14 protein-coding genes are annotated in these 21,241 nt (G+C 37.2%); 6 read left to right on the forward strand and 8 right to left on the reverse strand.

What is annotated here, in order from left to right:
* Positions 1-60 precede the first annotated feature (60 nt).
* On the reverse strand, positions 61-1,146 hold the full coding sequence (locus tag CNR22_20200) for a chorismate synthase (protein ID PBQ34000.1): 1,086 nt from the start codon (positions 1,144-1,146) through the stop codon (positions 61-63).
* Positions 1,147-1,204: 58 nt separating this feature from the next.
* The gene (locus tag CNR22_20205) at positions 1,205-1,930 is read right to left on the reverse strand and encodes a hypothetical protein (GenBank protein PBQ34001.1); all 726 of its coding nucleotides are present in this window, start codon (positions 1,928-1,930) and stop codon (positions 1,205-1,207) included.
* Between the two features lie 105 nt (positions 1,931-2,035).
* On the opposite strand from CNR22_20205, the gene CNR22_20210 reads away from it, so the two are divergent.
* Positions 2,036-3,286 carry an imidazolonepropionase gene (locus CNR22_20210; protein ID PBQ34002.1) on the forward strand — a complete coding sequence of 417 codons (1,251 nt, stop codon included), beginning with the start codon at positions 2,036-2,038 and terminating at the stop codon, positions 3,284-3,286.
* Between the two features lie 52 nt (positions 3,287-3,338).
* Here the strand turns inward: CNR22_20210 and CNR22_20215 are convergent, their stop codons facing one another.
* The 3 genes from CNR22_20215 to CNR22_20225 form a co-directional block, all read right to left on the reverse strand.
* Positions 3,339-3,572, reverse strand: a complete 234-nt coding sequence (locus CNR22_20215; protein ID PBQ34003.1) for a hypothetical protein — start codon at positions 3,570-3,572, stop codon at positions 3,339-3,341.
* A gap of 228 nt (positions 3,573-3,800) precedes the next feature.
* Entirely contained in the window at positions 3,801-4,658 is an 858-nt protein-coding gene (locus tag CNR22_20220; GenBank protein ID PBQ34004.1) for a hypothetical protein, read from the reverse strand.
* A 116-nt stretch (positions 4,659-4,774) separates the two neighbouring features.
* Complete coding sequence (locus CNR22_20225; GenBank protein PBQ34005.1) at positions 4,775-5,185, reverse strand: hypothetical protein; 411 nt, start codon at positions 5,183-5,185, stop codon at positions 4,775-4,777.
* 135 nt (positions 5,186-5,320) lie between these two features.
* On the opposite strand from CNR22_20225, the gene CNR22_20230 reads away from it, so the two are divergent.
* The 3 genes from CNR22_20230 to CNR22_20240 all read left to right on the forward strand — a co-directional run bounded on the left by CNR22_20230 (position 5,321) and on the right by CNR22_20240 (position 11,160).
* The gene (locus tag CNR22_20230; protein PBQ34006.1) at positions 5,321-8,182 is read left to right on the forward strand and encodes a peptidase M16; all 2,862 of its coding nucleotides are present in this window, start codon (positions 5,321-5,323) and stop codon (positions 8,180-8,182) included.
* 60 nt (positions 8,183-8,242) lie between these two features.
* Positions 8,243-9,631 (forward strand): dihydrolipoyl dehydrogenase, encoded by a 1,389-nt coding sequence (gene lpdA, locus CNR22_20235; GenBank protein PBQ34007.1) that lies wholly within the window; start codon positions 8,243-8,245, stop codon positions 9,629-9,631.
* A gap of 119 nt (positions 9,632-9,750) precedes the next feature.
* The gene (locus CNR22_20240; GenBank protein ID PBQ34008.1) at positions 9,751-11,160 is read left to right on the forward strand and encodes a hypothetical protein; all 1,410 of its coding nucleotides are present in this window, start codon (positions 9,751-9,753) and stop codon (positions 11,158-11,160) included.
* A gap of 28 nt (positions 11,161-11,188) precedes the next feature.
* Here the strand turns inward: CNR22_20240 and CNR22_20245 are convergent, their stop codons facing one another.
* Genes CNR22_20245 through CNR22_20255 form a run of 3 tightly spaced genes read right to left on the reverse strand, consistent with a single transcriptional unit; the run spans position 11,189 to position 15,897 of the window.
* The gene (locus tag CNR22_20245) at positions 11,189-14,068 is read right to left on the reverse strand and encodes a hypothetical protein (protein PBQ34009.1); all 2,880 of its coding nucleotides are present in this window, start codon (positions 14,066-14,068) and stop codon (positions 11,189-11,191) included.
* A gap of 23 nt (positions 14,069-14,091) precedes the next feature.
* Positions 14,092-14,811, reverse strand: coding sequence for a DNA-binding response regulator (locus tag CNR22_20250; protein PBQ34010.1), 720 nt, complete (start codon positions 14,809-14,811; stop codon positions 14,092-14,094).
* Between the two features lie 18 nt (positions 14,812-14,829).
* Positions 14,830-15,897, reverse strand: coding sequence for a histidine kinase (locus tag CNR22_20255; protein ID PBQ34011.1), 1,068 nt, complete (start codon positions 15,895-15,897; stop codon positions 14,830-14,832).
* A gap of 525 nt (positions 15,898-16,422) precedes the next feature.
* Here CNR22_20255 and CNR22_20260 point away from each other — a divergent pair.
* Entirely contained in the window at positions 16,423-20,298 is a 3,876-nt protein-coding gene (locus CNR22_20260; GenBank protein ID PBQ34012.1) for a hypothetical protein, read from the forward strand.
* On the forward strand, positions 20,295-21,200 hold the full coding sequence (locus CNR22_20265; protein PBQ34013.1) for a peptidase M48: 906 nt from the start codon (positions 20,295-20,297) through the stop codon (positions 21,198-21,200). Before CNR22_20260 ends, CNR22_20265 begins: the two co-directional genes overlap by 4 nt.
* Positions 21,201-21,241: the final 41 nt, after the last annotated feature.

Consider the following 21,241-nt stretch of genomic DNA (forward strand, 5'->3'; position numbering starts at 1 on the left):
AACAGATAAGCAAATCGGGACTAATTAGAATTGAAATAAATATCGCTAAAAAGGTATAGTCTAAAGTCTATTGCATCTTGCAAGCAGCAGGAAGTCAGCAATAACGAGGGCAGCCATGCTTTCTACAATAGGAACAGCCCTTGGTAAAACACAAGGATCATGCCTGCCTTTTCCTTCTAATATAATTTCTTCGTTGTTTTTGTTTATGGAATTTTGTTTTTGAAGAAGGGTTGCCACAGGTTTAAAGGCTGTATTAAAGTAAATGGGCATTCCGTTACTTATACCACCCTGAATGCCGCCACTGTTATTGGTTTTAGTAAGACCAGCCGTGTTTTGTTCTTTTGAATTAAAAAGATCGTTAAGTTCAGAGCCTTTAAAGTTCACACTTTCAAATCCGCTTCCAATTTCAAATCCCTTTACTGCATTTATACTTAACATGGCATGGCCTAGTACCGCGTGCAACTTGTCAAATACGGGTTCTCCAAGACCAATGGGTACATTCTGAATAACGCATTGAATAACTCCACCAACAGTATCGCCTTGTTTTTTTATTTCTTCAATGTAAGCAATCATTTTTTCAGAAATCTCCGAATCAGGACATCTCACAATACTTTGCTCTGTTTTTGAAAGATCCAGTTCTGAAAACGATTTTGTGACTTTAATTTCACCAACCTGTTTTACAAAAGCCGCTACAGTTATATTTTTTTGCCTGAGAAATAGTTTGGCGATGGCTCCGGCAACAATTCTGCAGGCTGTTTCACGTGCGCTACTTCTTCCGCCGCCTCTGAAATCTCTGAGTCCATATTTATGTTCGTAGGTAAAATCTGCGTGAGAAGGACGAAAGGCATCTTTTAAGTGAGTGTAATCATTTGATTTTGCGTCTTCATTCTTGATTGTAAACCCTATGGGTGTACCGGTTGTTTTTCCTTCAAAAATTCCGGATAAAAATTCTACGGTATCTGGCTCTTTGCGTTGTGTGGTAATGTGCGATTGTCCGGGTTTTCGGCGATCAAGTTCTGATTGAATAAAAGCGACGTCGATTTCAAGACCTGCCGGACAACCTTCAATGGTTCCTCCAATTGCGGGACCATGACTTTCGCCAAAAGAACTCAGTTTAAAAAGTGTGCCAAAAGAATTTCCTGCCATAAGCAGTAAAGATATTAAAATTAAACCAGAGGTTTTTTTATTCTCCGGGTTTTCGAATCTAGAATTTATAGAATAAACTTACATCTGAGATCAGGCCATTAAAATTCGTATCTCCCATGCGCGAAGTCCCTTGAGGAGTCTTAACGTTATAAGTTTTGAATGAAACAAGGAGGCCTGTGGTGATGACCCATCTTTTTGAGATTTGGTATCTTAGAGAATAATTGAGATTGATACCGAATTTATCGAAGTTCTGCGATCTGTTCACCCTACCAGAATCCAGCGTTGTGGTATGTGCGAAAACATGTCCCTTTGAATCAATAGAATCGCTGGCAGTAGAATAATAAGTTCTTTCGCGTTCAAATTTGTTATTGTAAAGAAGGTCAAGTCCAATTACGTGTTTAATTTTTCCTTTACCCAGAATGTATTCATATCCCAAACCCATTTGAAAATTGGAAGGAGTGGCTTTTTCGTAGGTGGAATAAAGCGTAGTATTATTTACGCTGGATAATTTTGTCGATTCCAGTTTATTTGCTTCCGAGTTAAAAATACTGGCACCTGCAAATAATTTAACAGCCTGTTTTTCGGTAAACAAATAGCGGTAAGTTACGTTGGTATATCTTTCATTAAAGTCAGAAACACCCGCTAACAAAAAGAAAACGGAAGATACACTAAATCCTATTTCGTGAGGTTTTGCTGGTTTCTTTTTTATGGATAAAGTGTCCTGGGCTGAGACAGCAAATGTGAGTGCTACAAACACCAAAGTGAAATTCTTTTTACGCATCATGGCATTTAATTTAAAACGGTTTTTATACCTTAGGGCGCTTTAGAACAGGGTATTATCGGTACTTTAATCCCTTTGAACCTCTAACGTATAAAATAGAATTTTAGTATGCAAAAATTGCTTTTAAAAAATATCAAAAACCTTATAGGAGTGCATGATATAGCACCTGAGCGCTTGAAAGGAAAAGAAATGAAAGTGTTGCCAGGTATAGAAAATGCCTGGCTAGCCTGCGATAACGGATTGATAGCAGATTATGGAAGTATGGACGATTTTCCCGGAATTACAGACTGGAAAGGGCTTGAAGTAATTGACTGCGCCGGGAAAATTGTGATGCCATCGTTTGCTGACAGTCATACACACATTGTTTATGCAGGTAATCGTGAACAGGAATTTGTGGATCGTATCAGTGGTTTGAGTTATGAGGATATCGCAAAGCGGGGAGGGGGAATTTTAAATTCAGCAAAAAAATTACGCGAGACTTCAGAAGACGAGCTGTTTGAACAATCTAAACAAAGGCTGAAAGAAATTATTTCTCAAGGAACCGGAGCGGTAGAAATTAAAAGCGGTTATGGCTTGAACCTGGAAAGCGAATTAAAAATATTGCGTGTTATCAAGCGTTTAAAAGATCTTAACTGGATTCCGGTAAAAGCTACTTTTTTAGGCGCACACGCGGTGCCTGTTGAATTTAAAGATAATAAAAAAGGATACATCGCTCTTATCATTTCTGAAATTTTGCCTGCAATTGAAAACGAAAAGCTGGCTGATTTTATTGATGTGTTTTGCGAGAAGGGGTATTTTGATGAATTTGAAACGAAACAGATTTTAGAAGCCGGCAAAAAACACGGGCTCACCGGCAAAGTGCATGCAGAGCAAATGAGTCATGCTAATGGTATTAAAGCCGCTGTTGAATGCGGTGCCATTAGTGTTGATCACCTGGAATTTTGCAATGATGACGACATTCGTTTACTCGGTAAATCTTCAACCATGCCAACCATTTTGCCGGGAGCCGCCTTTTTCCTGAGTTTACCTTTACCACCTGCCCGTAAAATGATTGATGCAGGATTATCTGTTGCTTTTGCAAGTGATTATAATCCTGGAAGCTGTCCGAGTGGCAATATGAAGTTGGTTTTAAGTATGGCTTGTGTACAATACCGTTTAACTCCTGAAGAAGCCATTAATGCAGTGACATTAAACAGTGCTTATGCTATGCATTTACAGCATCAAGTTGGTTCAATTACTCCAGGTAAATTGGCTAATCTCATTATTACAAAAGAAATAAGTACTTACGGTTACCTGCCATACGCATTTGGAAGTGACCTGATTGATAAAATAATTCTTAACGGAAAGATATGGGCATAAAAAAACCGCCCAGCGATCACGAGGGCGGTTTTTTTACTAAGTTTAGGTTTGATTACTTAATAACACAAACAACTTTAGAAGTGTAACCTCCTGAGCTAGCATCAGAACTTCCGTTTTCACATGTTGTTTTTGCATCATCTTTTTTGTCCTTAATAGTTGTGCTTGCAGTAGTCGATGTAGTGCTACCGTTTTGACCTACAGTTGCTGTACACTCGCAAGTGTATTCTTTTTTACATGAAGTCATTGCGAACATTGCTACAGCAGCTACTAATAATACTTTTCTCATAATTTGGTTTGTTTAGGGGTTATAATTCCGGTAAATATATATGTGGGAAATTACTAAACAAAATAGTTGGTATTAATTTTGTATGATAGTTTGTGGATGGCTGGTTTTAATTTGTGAAAATGCAGTCTGAGTTTGTGGAATGATAAAACGGAGGATTTCTAAAATAAAAAAGGCCCCTGAAGCAGGGGCCTTTTTTACTCATAATTTAATACTTCTTTTTGGTAATAATTAATCAATAACAATCACAAGGTATTTTGAAGCATCCCAAAACTCTTTTGCGTTTGTAATTTCGATTTTTTCAATAGGTTTTTCACCCACCAATTTGTATGAGTTTTTAGGGTGAGTAGATAACAATTTTACTTTTTTAGCACCAATGTTAATGCTCGTAGTTTGCTCGATGTTGATTTTGGTAAAGTATTCTTTGTTAAAATCGTCAGTTACTTTCGTTGATTTACCTAAACCAATAAAGCCACCTTCTTTAGAAATCACTTTTTTGTCTTGTAATTCTTTGCGGGTACCAATAGTGTAATAGGCTGTATTTAACATATCTGTTTTTTGCAAGCTTTCTCCTTCTACAACTTTATAGTTTGTGTTAAGGTTAGCCAGTTCAATGTTCAGACCTTCCATTCTTGTTTTTAACTCAGCAATTTCTTCGTCTTTTAGCGTAATAGTATTTTGAAGATTCTCAATCATCTTCTCCATGCCAGCAAGTTTGAGGTTGCTTTGTTTCAATTTTGCGCTTAAAGAAGCAATCCTGTTTTTATTCTTGGCCATTAAATCATAGATAGCCTGAATATCTTCCTTAATCTGGTTGCCTTTATTTTTAACATCGCCTTTGCTGCTTGCGTTGTCTACAATTTTTTCTTTTTCTTTAATGGCATTTAGGTTTTCCTGGATCTCGTTAAACGATTCAATAAACTCCTGTAAGGCAGCTGATTTTTCGTTGAGTTGTCCGGATAGATCTCCGTTAGCTGTTTTTAGACTATCGGCCAAAGGATTTCCTTTATCCTCTTCTTTACAATTTGTAACGGTAAGACTTGAGAATGCAAGAAATAAGCAGGCAATAATAATTTTTATACTTTTCATAATGTTAAGTTTAAGTTTTGTTGGTCGTTGGTTCGGGACAAAAGTAAAAAATTATTCTTCGGGAAATGAAAAAAGACGCTTAAAGCGTCTTTAAAATTACTAGTTTGGTCTAATGTCTAGCAGAATTCGTCATAAACCGCCTTCAGATGTTCTGAAATTGCGTTTGCATTATGACCTTCAATATTGTGACGTTCAACAAAGTGAACCAATTCTCCGTTCTTAAACAAAGCAATAGCAGGACTGCTAGGAGGATAAGGACTAAAATGTTTTCTCGCCTGGTTTACAGCATCTACATCATACCCTGCAAACACAGTAGTTAACTTCGATGGTTTTTTTGCATTGTCAAGACTTTTCTTAACACCCGGACGGGCTGCACCTGCAGCGCAACCGCAAACAGAATTTACTACTAAAAGAACAGTGCCTTCATTTTGAATGGCTTTGTCTACATCTTCTGGATTTATTAATTCCTGAAAACCGGCGGTAGTTAACTCGGCCTTCATCGGACTTACAATAGCTTCTGGATACATGATTTGGTTGATTTTGTTTTACAAAGGTAGCTACAATTTATCAACCCTAGTCAGAAGCATGTTAAATTGTTTTAAAACGTTTTAATTTATGAATTGCAAAATTCTACTCTATATTTGCCGGACAAAATTCAATTCATGCAAAAATCAATTATTACCGGTGCCCTGTTATTGTTTGGTTTAACGGCGGCCATTGCTCAAAAACCCGCTTCCAATACCAGCACCAAAGCGAGTGAAAAGCCCGTGTTCTTGGAAGAAGTTAAAAAGACAGGAAATGAGATTGTTATTCCCTACAAGCGCTATAAATTACCGAATGGTTTAACGATCATCATTCACGAAGATCATAGTGATCCGATTTGTTACGTAGATATCACTTATCATGTGGGAAGTGCTCGTGAACAGGAGGGTAGAAGTGGTTTCGCCCACTTTTTTGAACACATGATGTTCCAGGGTTCTAAGAACGTAGCAGACGAACAACATTTTAAGATCATAACAGAAGCAGGTGGGACTTTAAATGGTACAACCAACACCGATCGGACCAATTATTTTGAAACAGTTCCCAGCAATCAATTAGAAAAAATGCTGTGGCTGGAAGCCGACAGGATGGGATTTTTATTAGACTCTGTAACACAGAGAAAATTTGAAGTACAACGTGCTACTGTAAAAAATGAAAGAGGTCAGCGTTACGATAATGCTCCTTACGGTGTAGTTGGCGAAAAAATCGGAGAAGCGCTTTATCCACAAGGCCATCCTTACAGCTGGACCACCATTGGTTATATCGAAGATTTGAATCGCGTAGATGTAAACGATTTGAAACGTTTTTATATGCGCTGGTATGGGGCTAATAATGCCGTGTTAACAGTTGCCGGTGATGTAAAAACAGAGGAAGTATTAGTTCTAGCTCAAAAATATTTTGGAAAGATCGATAAAGGTCCTGCTGTTACCAACCAGGTGGTGGCCCCTTTTAAATTAGACGCAGACCGTTATATTTCTTATGAAGACAATGTGAAGTTTCCGATGTTAAACATCGCATATCCTACAACTCCGGCTAACACCAAAGACGATGCCGCTTTAGATGTACTTGCTGAAATTTTATCTGGAAGTCAGGGATCTCCTTTGTACAAGTCTTTTATTGAAAGTAAAAAGGCGGTAAGTGCCCAGGCGTACCAGTATTCGCGTGAACTGGCGGGGCAATTTCAAATTGTTATACGTGCAAATGCTGCCAGTTCTTTAGCTGATATTGAAAAAGAGTTAAAAACAGTTTTAGCTGAGTGGGAGAAAAAAGGCGCTACAGACGATGATATTGTGAAATTTAAGGCACAATTTCAAAGCAATCTTTATAACCAGTTAAGCACTGTTCAGGGTAAGGGCGCAAGTTTAGCTTCGTATTACACCTTAACAAAAGACGCTAACAATCTTAAAAAAGAAATTGCGCGCTACATGTCGGTTACTAAGGCTGATGTTATGCGTGTTTACACTACTTACGTTAAAAATAAGCCGGCTGTTATTTTAAGTTGTCTTCCTAAAGGAAAAGGAGATATGCGCGCTCATGAAGATACCTGGAAAATGTACCAGCGTAAAGTGGAAACAGAAAGCGCCGAGTATAAAAATTTAAGTTATATTGAACCAAAAGATGACTTTAAACGTTCGGAAATGCCTGCTGCAAAAGCGGCCGTAGCTATTTCTGTTCCTGATTTTTATACAGCGAAAGTTAATTCTACTATACCTATAATTGGTATAAACGAAAATGAAATTCCAAAAGTAAATATCCTGATCACTTTTAAAGCAGGTCATCGTTTTGAGCCGAAAGAAAAGTCAGGTCTGTCACAGTTGTTAGCATCAATGCTTGAGCAAAGCTCTCAAAAAACAAATGCTGAAGAAGTAGAAAATAAATTAAACCGTTTGGGGTCAACTTTAAGTATCTCTTCTGGTGATGAAGATTTTAACATCAGCATTCAGGCTCTAAAACAAAATTTAAAAGCCACTTTAGCAATTGTGGAAGAAAATTTATTTGAACCAAAATTTGATGCTTCAGAATTTGAGCTTGAAAAGAAAAAACAATTGGATGGCATTACGCAAAGTCAGACTAACGCTTCGGCAATTGCCGATATGGCTTATCGTAAAATACTTTATGGTACTAATCATGCTATGGGATATACAAGCAATGGTACTATTGAAACGGTAGCGGGAATTACTTTAGATGATGTGAAAAACTATTATGCCCAATTAAATTCGGGAATGGTTTCGATAGCAGTGAGTGGCGACATCAGTAAAGATGAAATTACAGCCGATCTTGCATTTCTTTCAAAACTAAAAAGTGGCAATGCATTAATGGCTGATGTTTCTCCAACGCCTACCATAGAAAAAACAAGGATTTATTTTGTAGACAAAAAGAACGCGGCACAAAGTGAAATTCGTATCGGTTATATAGCTATGCCCTATGAAGCTACCGGCGAATTCTTTAAAAGTACCATCATGAATTTTAGTTTCGCTGGCGCTTTTAATAGCCGAACCAATTATTTGTTACGTGAGATCAAAGGCTGGACTTATGGTACACGCGGCGGATTCAGCGGAACAAGATACCCAGGTGCATTTACTATAAGCGGCGGCTTTAAAGCCAATACAACTGACAGTGCTCTTGTAGAATTTTTCAATGAATTTAAAAAATACACAGCAGAGGGGATTACGGATGAAGAAATAAACTTTACAAAAAATGCCATGGCACAAAGTGATGCTTTAAAATATGAGTCTCCGATCCAAAAACTAGGATTTATTAAACGCGTTCTGGATTATGATCTTCCGAAAGATTACGTGGCTCAGCAAACTGCTATTTTAAATTCAATTTCAAAGGAAGAAGTGAATATACTTGCTAAGAAACGTCTACCGTATAATAACATGGTTGTTATAGTGGTAGGTGATAAAGCCAGCAACTTCGAGAAAGTGAAAAAACTTGGTTTTGATGTCATAGAGATCGATGCTAATGGTAAAATTATTAATTAAGAGAACTATTAAACCTTATAAAATTTAATAGTAAATTAGAGCCTTTAAAAACAAGCACACATGAACTACGATATTATAGTTATAGGCAGCGGCCCTGGGGGATATGTAACAGCCATCAGAGCTTCTCAATTAGGATTTAAAACGGCCATTATTGAAAAAGAAAGTCTTGGCGGAATTTGTTTAAACTGGGGTTGTATTCCAACCAAAGCATTGCTTAAAAGCGCACAAGTATTTGAATATTTAAACCATGCAAAAGATTATGGTATTGGAGCTGATAATATTAAAGCCGACTTTAGTGCGGTTGTGAAGCGCAGCCGCGATGTGGCAGAAGGCATGAGCAAAGGTATTCAGTTCTTAATGAAAAAGAACAAGATCGATGTAATTATGGGCACTGCAAAAGTAAAAGCAGAAAAAAAAGTGGAAGTAACAGGAGCTGATGGAAAAGTAAGCAGCCTGGCCGCTAACCACATTATTATTGCAACTGGAGCACGTTCAAAACAACTTCCAAATTTACCACAAGATGGTAAAAAAATTATCGGGTACCGTGAAGCGATGAGCCTTCCGAAACAACCGAAATCATTGGTAGTTGTTGGTAGTGGAGCGATAGGTGTAGAGTTCGCTTATTTTTACGCTACTATGGGCACTAAAGTAACCATCGTTGAGTTTTTACCGAACATTGTTCCTGTTGAAGATGAAGAAGTAAGTAAACAACTGGAAAAATCTTTCAAAAAAGCGGGTATTGAAATCATGACTGATGCTTCGGTTGAAAGCGTTGACACTAAAGGAACAGGTTGTAAAGTAAATATTAAAACAAAAACCGGAAATATCAGTCTTGATGCCGACATCGTTTTATCAGCGGTAGGTATTGAAGCAAATATAGCTGGAATTGGCCTGGAAGAAGCAGGAATTAAAACGGACAAAGGCAAGATTGTAACAGATAAATTTTACGCAACCAATGTAGCGGGATATTATGCTATTGGTGATTGTGTAAGTGGACAAGCGCTGGCTCACGTAGCAAGTGCTGAAGGGATTACCTGCGTGGAAAAAATTAAAGGCATGCATGTTGAAGCTATTGATTACAATAATGTACCGGGTTGTACGTATTGTCAACCAGAGATTGCAAGTGTTGGATTTACTGAGAAAAAAGCAAAAGAAGCGGGTTACGAAATCAAAGTTGGTAAATTTCCATTCTCTGCGTCAGGAAAAGCGAAAGCTGCCGGGGCTGCTGATGGATTTGTAAAACTGATTTTTGACGCAAAATATGGTGAGCTTTTAGGAGCGCACATGATTGGCGCGAATGTTACCGAGATGATTGCTTCAGCCGTTGCAATGCGTAAACTGGAAACTACAGGTCACGAAATCATTAAAACTATTCATCCTCATCCAACCATGAGCGAAGCTGTTATGGAAGCTGCTGCTGCTGCATATGGTGAAGTGATTCATTTATAGTTTTCAACCACTTCAAACAAATTAGAATCAAAAACGCTCCCTGTGGAGCGTTTTTTGTTTCCTTTTTTATACTTGTCATTACGTATATTTATAAAGACTTAAACGGCTGCCAGTAAAAAATGATTCAAAGTAAATATTATAGTAACAAAAACTTACTTGTAATAATTTGTGTTTTGCTCTTTGTTTATGCCGTGGCGCGGGCCTGTTTGGTTTCGCTGACGCATGACGAAGCATTGACTTACGATCTTGTAAAAGATCATGACTACTTTGGCTTTACGGCTAATAATCATTTAATGAACACCTGGCTCATGGCTCTTTTTATCAATATTTTTGGTGAGAAGGAATTAGTTTTGAGACTGGCATCTATCCTTCTTTTTGCTGTTTATTTGTTTTACAGTGCTAAGCTGTTTCTTAAATCCACCAAATCTGTTTATATTTTTTTCGCTATTCCCCTGGTCTTTTTAAATCCATTTGTAATAGATTTTTTTGGTCTGGCGCGCGGCTATGGAATTTCCATGGGCTTTATGATGGCAAGTGTTTATTATTTTCTAAGATCAACTTACATAAATGAGAAGACTTCATCATCTGTAATTATAGACTCTGCTTTTTCTTTGTTATTTGCTGCCGGAGCCCTGATTGCAAATTTGTCGCTTATAAATTTCTATATAGCCTTGATCGTACTTTTTTGCGGGGACTATTTTTTTGTGCTCAAAAAAAACAGAACTGGAAAAAATAATTTGAAATTTGCCGGACTTCTTTTACTTGCTTGTGTGCCCTTATTTTTTAGTTTTAAACGGTTATTGGTCTTAAAAGAAGCCAATGATCTTTATGTAGGAGCGAGTGATTTTGATGAGACAATTTCTACACTTATAGAGCGATCAAGTTATTTTATGCCTTATCCTCTCTGGTTTACGGAGTTTCTTCAAACATTTATTGCCTATATTTTTCCTGTTGGACTCATAATCACGCTTCTTAGAAAAAATTACAAGGGTCCGCTTTTTAAGCTGGGAGTATTGATGACTTTACTGTTATTAGGATTTCAAGCTGAACACTTTTTATTTTCTACGCTTTTTCCAATTGGACGCACCGGTGTTTATTTTATTCCTTTGTTTGGATTATTTATCTCTTACCTTTTTATTCAGTTTATCGAAAACAGAAAAGTTTCTCAGAAGCAAGCTTTTTTAGCTGCAGGTTTGATCATAGTTTCTTTGCCATTAACCATTCATTTTTTTAGGACAATGAATCTTAGTCAGACTTTTGAATGGAAATATGATAAACATACCAAGGAGGCGGTAATGACTATAAATGATCTGAATAAGACTGCGGTAGTTGGACATAACTGGATTTTTGGTCCAAGCATCAATTATTATATCCGCTCGCGTAATTTAACTATCAAAGCTGTAAAACTGGAAGGTGCTCCGTACGATCAAAATTTTATTTACGAGTTCAAAGACCAGCTAACTGATACCAGCTGGTTCTCAGTGAAAAAATTTGTAGACACAGGATCTGGAATTTATAAACACGATTAAAATACTCTCAGCCTTTACGAGAACTTTGTTAGCCGCCACCGGGAGGAGGTCCTCCCGGAGGTGGGCCCTGAGGCATTCCCGGAGGTCTTCCATTTGGAAAAGGATTGTTTGGGTCTTCTGATGTAGGCGCTTTGCTGCCATTCTTAAATCTCTTGATGGTATAAGTTAAGGTCACCATGCCGTAGCGCCTCAAAACAGACGTATAGTTGTCTTCGGTGTACGCGCCGGTTACCGTTCTGCTGATGCTTCTGTTTTGATTTAAAATATCGAAGACAGAAATTTTTGCTTCAAGTGCGTTGTTTTTCAGGAATTTATAACCAATGTAAGCATTCCACAAAAAATACCTTTGGTTGAAGCTTTGACTTAGTCCGTTGTATAAGGTCTGACTAATATCACTGTTAATCACAAAGCCTTTATAGATGTAATTTATCTTAGCAGTGGCGGTATGCGTGAAATAGCTGTTATCTGAATTGGTTTGCGTAGTGTTTTTTACAAGGGTGTAGTTACCACTGTAACCCAAAGAGAAATCAAGGTATTGACTTACATTGCTTCCAATAAAAATTCCACCATTAGTAGCGTAAGTATTCGAATAATTTAAAACGTCGTTAATGAGTGTAGGCGTATGATTGTAGTTTACGCCTCCGTTTACATTCAAATTGCTTTTAATGGCTTTGAGAGGAAAACCATAAACTCCGAATGCTCTCATGCTGTAAAATCCATCTACGTTAACAGGTTTCGTTAATTGACTTCCTGCCGACACTGGTAATCCCTGAATTACTGAATCATTTTTTAAAATGTAGGTGGCGTTGCTAATGTAATTCTCTGTGTAATTACCATTTATAAAAATCATAGCATTACGCGCTGTTTCTTTATTAAAACCACCAAAACGAATATTCAGATTGTTTTCGAAGGTTTGTTTTAAGGCTGCATTTCCTGATTTTACCTGTAGAGGATTAGAGATGTCGAGTACATTTTGCAATTGGGAAATATTGGGAATGTTTGTGGAGGTTCTGTAGAAGACGCGCAAGTTTTTTGTTTTGCTGAATTTGTAGTTCAGCATAGCGTTTGGTAATATGTTTTGAAATGATTGATTCAGATCAAAATCATTGGGATAGGTTTGTTTGCCGGTTAACGTAGATTGCTGGGCATCTGCACCGAAACTCAGGTTTAATTTATTTTTAGTGTAACGGTATCCAAGTCCCGCACGCTGCGTTTCATAAACATTCGTGTATTTATTAGATAGCGTTGTATTAAAATCAGAGTATGTATTTGTAACAGCATCGTAATCGTTTGTTGATTTATCAGATTTGCCCTCGGTATAAGAAGGGTTGTAGTTTAATTGTATTTGCGCGTATTTACTTAAAGGTTCGGTATACGAGAGATTTGCAGAAACCTTCTTATTATAACTATAAGTGTTATATTTCTGATCGCGAATAGTTTCTGCTGTGTCGCTATACAATGAGTAATAACTTCCATTGTTATCTCTTTCAGAAAGTGTGGTTCCAACGTTCAAAGAAATTGTTCTGCCCTTTTTTTCGAACTTGTGCTGGTATAAAATAGAATTATTAAAATCATAACCTGTATTTAAACTTCTTGAGTTTGTTTGGGCGTTGTTTAAAATAATGTTGTCCAAATGACTGGTTGTTCCATTCATGGCGGTTTTTGCATCATTGTTTTGAAAACTCAGGTTCGGAACAATGGTGAGTTTATTTGAAGAATCAATAGCGTATTCAAATCGAAAATTAAAACGGTGGTTTTGATTAATTCGGCTTGTGTTATTTGTTTCTTTGTAAAGTAGATTGTCTTCTGTAAAATAACTGCGCGTGGTATTGGATATATTTTTATTATCGGTGTAATTAAAGAAATAACTTCCCGAAACATTTATCTTTTTTCCCCAGGCATCAGAATAATTTAAGCCCGCCGACTGCGTGGCAGTGTTGCCATTTTGTGGAGCAGTTAGTAAACTCGAAGCGCCACCGCCGCCACCACCGGGACCTCGGCCACCGCCTCCGTTGCCACTTGAACCTGTGTTGCCAAGAGCGCCGGTTATATCAGAGATGCTGAAATTTTGCTGGTTAATATTATTCGACAATAATAAAAGAGAAATTCTTCTTTTGTCTTTAAAACTGTTTAGTGTTGCTCCTCCGTTGTATCTTAGTGTACCCTCTTCATCCGCACCAACACCTCCATAAACTTTGCCAAACTGCCCTTCATTCTTTCCTTTTTTGGTAACGATGTTAATCGTTTTTTGCTGATCGCCGTCGTTAAAGCCTGTAAACGCTGACTGATCACTCATTTTATCGAATACTTCCACACGATCTACAATGTCGGAAGGTAAATTTTTAAGAGCGGCATTTGGATCATCGCCAAAAAATGGTTTGCCATCTACCAGAACTTTTTGAACTGTTTCACCATTTACTTTTACACCGTTGTTATCGGAAGTTACCCCGGGCATTTTTTTAAGAAGATCTTCGGCTGTAGCGTCAGGATTGGTTTTAAAAGCATCGGCATTAAAAGCTGTAGTATCTCCTTTTTGCTCGCCACGCTGTTGCAATGTTTTTATTTCTACTTCCGATAACGTAGTTGCATCTTCCTTCAACGAGATCTGTCCCATATTTAATGGAGCTGCCGTTACTTCAATGTTACGGAATTTGTCGCGGTAACTTATATATGAAAAAACGAGAATGTATTTTCCCGGAATGAGCGACAGGCTGAATTTCCCTTCAATATCTGAAGCAATTCCCTTAACGTACCCCGAGTCGGAGTTTAAAATTTTTACCGTTGCCCCTGGAAGTACTTGTCCCACTTTATCCATCAGCGTTCCAGTAACTTCAGTTTGAGAGAAAAGTTTTGAGGAAATTAAAAGGAAAGTAAGGAAACTAAAAAATGATTTGAGAGAAGGTTGCATGGTATTTAGAATGTGGGCGGATTTTAGTGAAATGATTTTGTGTCAATGAATTCCTGGAATTTTGTCTTGTATTGTTCTGCAACGGTAATACGCTCGTTGTTTATAAGGATTTGCCCGCGCTCGATGGCAGTTATTTTATCAAGGGCAATAATAAAGGAACGGTGTACGCGCATGAATTTTTCTGAGGGAAGTTCTTCTTCAAGATTCTTCAAACTCATGAGGGTTAAAATGGGCTTGGGTTGGCTGGTAAGCCAGATTTTTATATAGTCTTTTAACCCCTCAAAATAGAGTACTTCATTAAGATTAATTTTTATTTGCTTGTACTCTGATTTCACAAACATAAAATTATCGCGGGAGTTCTGATTTGTTTTTTCGTCGCCGGGATAAATGCGTTCTATAGCTTTGTTGGCAGATTTTAAAAATTCGGCATAGTTAAATGGTTTCAGTAGAAAGTCTATAGCATCTACTTTAAAGCCATCAAAGGCGTAATCTTTAAAGGCTGTAGTGAAGATTATTTTGGTATCTGAAGAGAGCGTCTTACTAAAATCGACGCCATTCATATCTGGCATTTGTATATCCAGGAAAATTAAGTCAATTTTTTGGCTATTAAGAATTTGCATAGCTTCAAAGGCGTTAAAGCACTTTCCTTTCAATTCGAGAAAGGGTGTTTTCAATACGTAGCCTTCAACCAGATCAAGCGCTAAAGGCTCATCATCGACAACAATACAAGTTAATTTTTTCATCGTTATTTATCTTAATTCTTAGGCCTTAGTGTTAATCTCAAGCAAAACAGTGAATACTCTTCCGTCTGACTTTGTTTCAAATTTGTAATTTCCGGGATAAGTAAGTTCTAACCTCTTTTTCAAGTTGAGTAAACCAATTCCCGAGCCACTCTTATCTTTCTCTGTTTTAGGAAAATTAGTATTCTCTGAAAAAAAACGAATGCTGTTATCATTCACCGTAAGACTGAAAAACAATTCGGAAGGATGTGTGGCTGAAATTCCGTGTTTAAAGGCATTTTCAAGTAAAGAGATAAAGAGAAGAGGAGTAATCTGGTGGGATTTTGACAACGTGGGGAAATCTACTTTTATTTTAGTTTTATCAGTTAAACGCAGTTTCATTAACTCTACGTATTGCTTCATAAAATCAATTTCTTCGTTAAGGTTCACCTTACCACTCTCGGTTTCATAAAGCATGTAACGCATAAGTTTGGCAAGACTGTGCACCGTTTCTTGCGCTACGGCTGGAGATCTTTCAATAAGCGCATAAATGGTATTCAGTGAATTAAAGAAAAAATGAGGTTGAAGTTGGTACTTCAAATGTTGAAGTTCAGAATTCAGGATATCTTTTTCTTTTTCTTTTTTCTGAGCTTCTGTTTCTGCCACCTTCTCATTTGTCTTTACAGCATAAGCTATTATAACAGGAATAAGCATAGAAATAATGTCCTTGTAAATAAACAGTTTAAAGGGCGGTTTTTGAGGCGGCGGCATTCCACGCATTGGGGCAGGCTTTATTTCTGAGACCATTTTTAAAAAATCTTTTATCTCGATCTGTAAAAATGTAAATAAACTTATCAGGGCGATATTGATCAGCACAAACCATAAAGTTTTTTTTCTGAAGAGAAGTTGCTCTGTGAGAAAAAAATAATTCGTGTAAAAAATAGCAGCGTAAAGGAGAAGTGGCAGCCACGCAAATCTTAAAAGATGAATGAGGTTTGCCGGAGCATTTTGATCCTGCGTAAGTACAAGAGGAAACAAGAAGAGAACAAACCAGGTTGTAAAATGGAGTAAGATTTTAAGAAGAGGGAGATTTTTATTAGTTAAAACCATTGTTATAATTTACTCAAATTTCGGAAAAAGGAGGGACCTATGTTCATCAAATGGACGTTTGGGGGGTTTTTACCGACAAATATCCACTTTTGTTGTAACAAATAGAGCTGATTTGTTAACCACTCTTCTGGGCCAGTATTTACTATGGTTCTAAGCATGTTAAATACTCATAAAAATAAACTTGTTTTTCTATAAGTGTACGGTGAAAAAAACCGCAAATTCTGTTGTGTTTTTAGATTCTTATTTTTTAGTTGACCATAGTGCTGCAATTCCCTTTAAGGAAGTCGCAGCAGAAATCAGAAAGCAATTGTATGTTTTAAATGGTAGACGGACAAGTAGATTTATCATGTGAAAAAATGGAGTTAAGTGTAGTCAGGGAATAGTTAGTTTCAGTTATTTTGCTTTATTTTATGAGCTACTATTTACCCAAATGACCTTTTGTTAGCGTTGACGGATGATCTGATAAAATGGAGAATAACTTGTTCATTGCTAGTCAAAAGTCTGGTATCAATAAAATAATTTAAAATGGCAGTTTTTATTTCAATTGTTGCTTTTGCAATACTGGTTTATTTAATCAACAAGAATAGTTCCCTTAGAATTAAACAAGAGGAACTTACCGCCCACTTAAAAAAACTGGAAGTCCGTATTAAAAAATTGGAGCTAAACGAGACTAAACCAGCAAAGGAAACTTCAGAAATTAAGAAAGAAGTAGAAAAAATAAATCCACCCGAAGATAAACTTCCGGACTTGCCTTTTATTGTCACTGAAGTTGTAGAGACTATAATTCCTGTAGAAGAAGAGATAAAAAAAGAACTTAAAGAAGTTCCTAAGGTTGTTCTAAATACTAGCGAAAAAGAACCGGTTGTACCTCATTTAACGGAAATCGATCAAGTTGTACCAGAGATAAAGGTAGTTAAACCGGAAAACGTTGTTAAAGATGAACCTGCAAAGGCTTATTATACTGCGCCCGTGCCAAAGCCAACTGAAGTTAAAAGGCCTGTAGTTAAAAAAGAGAAAAGCGAATTCTGGGCAAAATTAGAAAAACAATTTATCGAAAACTGGACTGGAATTTTAGGGTCAGTGATAATGGTAGTAGGTGTTGGTTTTTTAGGAGTTTATGCAGCGTTAAAAATTTCAGCCCTGGGAAGATTTATTTTAATTTCAGGATTTGCGGCCACCCTTGGAGGTTTGTTTTTTTATCTACATAAGAAACCGGAGTGGCTTAAACTTGCATTGTGGCTAAGAAGCAGTGCAGGTGCGATTTTTCTTTTTGCCTGCGCAGGATCTATTGCCGTGCCAGGTTTAAAATGGGTTGAAACCGAAGCCATGCAGTTAGTTATTCTTTCGTCGGGAGTGTTAGTGAATTTATTTTTAGGATACGTCGGTAAGAATCAGGGTCTGGCTTCTTTGCATGTACTATTGAGTTTAGTCGGCGTTTGGATACTGCCTTCTTCACCGATGACCCTTATAATTGCGGGACTTATCACACTGTTTGGAGTTGCCCTCACTTATCGCGAGAAATGGGATTATCACTTGTTGTTGACTATTTCCAGTTTTTTTACGTTCCATTTACTCTATTGGATAAGCATTAAAAGTACTTTCTCAAACACTGACCGGATCTATGGAATAATAACTGTTCTTTCTGTGGGAGTAGCGGTAGCATTGGTTCATTACCGTGAAGCTTACTCGAAAAAAACCTTTGAAAGAATTCCGTTTATCGTACACTTATTTAACTGGTTTTATTTTGCTTTAAGTTTATACCTCTATTCAAATGGAAGCAAGTTTTCAACCTTTGTACTGGCAGCGGGATCAGTAACAGCGTATCTTTTATCAAGGAGGGCAAAAAAACTGGATATCCGCTGGCTCTTTCTCACGGATAGTCTGGTGGCGCAGATTACGGCCATCGTTGCGATTATTACGCTCACCAGATGGGAAGTAGACAACTCTATTATATTGGCCAGTATATTTATGGAAGGGCTTCTTTTCTTAGTCATTGCCAGAAAAGAAAACGATTCAGTCTTGTATAAGATTGGATCTGTTGCCATTAACCTGATAGGAATTGCCTTGCTTTTTTATTGTGTAGCTTCCTCCAACTTTTCCTACACTATTTTACGCTACAGACAATCTGCATCACTTTTAGGATCGGCAATAGTTGGAACCATTTTTCTATTTTACTCCACCACTTCGAACACCCTCGATGTAAGTGGTCTATTCAAAGCATTCAATATTAACGTAGACGAAAAAACCAAGCATCCTATTTTAAGTCTGCTTGTTGGTATTTTCTTTGTGACGTCTTATGCCTATGTTTTTCAAATTAGCTGGACTATTTATGTTGTTGTTTTCTTACTCGCAGGCATACTTTATTTTCGAAATAAATCACAATCTGCAGAGTTTAATTTAATAACCCTTATTTTTCTTTTGGGTTCTCACTTTGTAAACTGGGTAGCACTTTCTGATTTAAAGAGTCAACCTGTTTCGCAGATGTTAATTGTGGGCGCTCCCATTCTGTTAGTTGCACTTTTAAGTATTAAGTTTTCATTTGTCAATGCAGTGTCGAAATATCTCAACTGGATAGGATTATATCTGTTTTCTACTCAATTTATACTTCTGAGTTATTACTTGTTCAATGCTGTTTCTCCACTAGCGGTGAGTGTGGCGTGGTTGGTTTTATCGTTAATTGCTTTGGGAACAGTTAAGCTTATAGCTAAAAAAGCACTACGGTACCATCATCTCGATCGCTATATTTTGCATGTTGGTTATTTGCTGATAGGTCTCTTCTTGATACGCCATACATTTTATAATTTAAATGTCAATGAATTCTGGGGGCCTTTAAAAGGCCGTGTCTGGACCGAACTAACTGCTTTTGTTGTTTTTCTTATTTGGACTATTGCGAAAAATAAAGAAAACGCTAAGTACAAATCCTGGCTCTATCTTCAACCCTTAATGGTGGAATTGGTTCTGGTATTTTCAATTTTGTCTTTAGCCTATGAAGTAAACTATCAATTTTTATCGCTTATATTTTTAGGCATTTCGGGCATTACTTTTGCTTTGGCGAACTGGAAATATCAATCTGTTGGCAGACTTACGCTCTATTCTTTCGGCTTGTTTCTTTTCGCCATAGCTCAGCAAATTTACATTTGCTCTATCATGCACTTTAAAGCTAACAATGCCACTCCTTTTCCAGTTCAGGAGCTCATAGTTGCCAGTGTGTTTACAATTATGGCTTTAACTTACCTTTTTGTATTTTATAAATATGCCAGACTTTCAGATATCCCCACACCGGGTTTACTTAGTAATTTAAAATACCTTGGCGATAAGCTGCAGGCCTCAGCAGCTTTTATGGGTGTGTATGCCTTCGGCGTATTTATATTACTGATCACGTATTTTATGTTCGTGCACGTATCAGAAATAGTTCCTGGAGTTATCTGGCTTTTGTTGTCGCCACTCATCGCCACTTTATCACTTTATTTTTATGGGAAACGATCTGCTATTCTCAATGTTGACAGGTATATGCTGCAAATAAGTTATTTTTTTATTAGTGCTTTTGTAATCAGACACTTATTGGTTCATATTCAAATAGAAAGTTATCTTGGCGGTGTTAAAATCAGGTTGCTAATCGAATTATTGGCTTTGGCTGTATTTACTTATTGCGCCACCCTAAAGAAACCCGAAACCACAACTTACAAGAGTTGGGAATACCTACATCCTCTATTACTTGAGCTGTTAGTTTTGTTTTCTATTTTTACAATCGCATTAGAGGTCGATGGTATCTGGCAGCCTTTAATATGGGTAGCGCTATCGTTTATTTTTTCCCTGGCCGGAAATTCTAAATATGAAAATCTTTCCCGTTTTTTATTTTACGCTCTTGTACTTTATTGGGTGGCCGCGTTTCAAACGGCATTTATAACGAGTTCTTATGTTGTGCCGTCTAATGAAGTTTTCGCGCAGCCTTGGGTTTACGGAAGTTTATCTCTTTTGTTTCAGTTTGCTTTCTTGCTTTATTTTTATCTGAAATGCAGTTTTGAAAAAGTTGTTTTACCAAAATCCTTATCGTTCTTAACAGAGCTTATTGCTAAAGTTGACAAGAGCAGGAATACTTATGTTTTTTATCCGCTCATTATTTGTACTGCGATATTTTTATTCTGGACATTTGATAAGTCCTTGCTCACACTGCTCTGGGTAATTGAATGTCTGGCTATTTTTATGATAAGTTTGATACTTAAAAAACAACATTTTCGTTACGTAGCATTGGGGGCTCTTGCCCTGTGCATTGTTCGCCTGATATTTTTTGATCTGGCACAATCCAGTACGCTTACCCGTGCTATCGTTTTTTTAAGCGTCGGAATAATAATGTTGGTGATGAACTCGCTCTACAATAAATTTAAAAATAGGTTTGAATGAGTAGATGGAGACTAATTTTTCTATTGCTGATCTTGTTGGGAGGTTTAGCTGTGGTTTATGTTTTATCTAAAAATAAATTGCATGCACCCCTGGGCGCTAATTTTTCGCCTGCTTTTCAATTACTTGGCAAATCTACAAAAAGCTTAAATACAGCTCTAACAAGAGTAATGCCGATAAACAGATCAGATGAGATGGCTTATGGTGATGCTATTGCAGAGAGTTATTCAGCCGTGGCAGATTTAAGTGATACAGATTATGTGTATTTAAATAAGCTCATAAAAGAATTAGCTGTATTTTCAAAAAAAGGTTTTGACTATCGGGTGTTTCTAATTTCAACTTCGGCACCTAATGCATTTGCCCTGCCAGGCGGGGTTATTTGTGTTACGAAGGGATTGCTAATCACTTTAAAATCAGAAGCGCAGATCATCTCCGTTCTCTCGCATGAAATGGGACACATAGAGCGCGGCCATTGTTTTGAAGCTATAAAATATGAGCTAAGTTTAAAAAAAATTAAATCGCAGGCTGTTGGGCAGTTTGCCGATGCTGTTTTCAATTTATTTTTAAGACATAGTTTTAGTAAGACTCAGGAAAATGATGCGGATGAATACGGCTACGCACTTTTGTTGAATACGAAATACAATCCTATGGCTTTTAGTGAAGCCTTTGTGGAACTGGAAAAATTGGAAGGAAGACGAACTTCCCGGTCTACAACCATTATTAGTGATTATTTAAGCACACATCCTCCCTTGCCTTTGCGTATTTCAAAATTCAATCAGATGGCTGCAGAGTGGTGGATGGTTAATAAGGACCTTGCTAGACGTTATGTGGGAGTAGAAAACTTGACTTGCCGTGTTCCGTTAAAGGAACATTCTTTTCCAGGCGAGTGGGTGAGCAACTTGTAATTTTCGGAAGGGCATTTGGCAGATGAGTACACTAAAAATTA

This window comes from Sphingobacteriaceae bacterium, assembly GCA_002319075.1.
Classification (GTDB): Bacteria; Bacteroidota; Bacteroidia; order B-17B0; family Aurantibacillaceae; genus Aurantibacillus.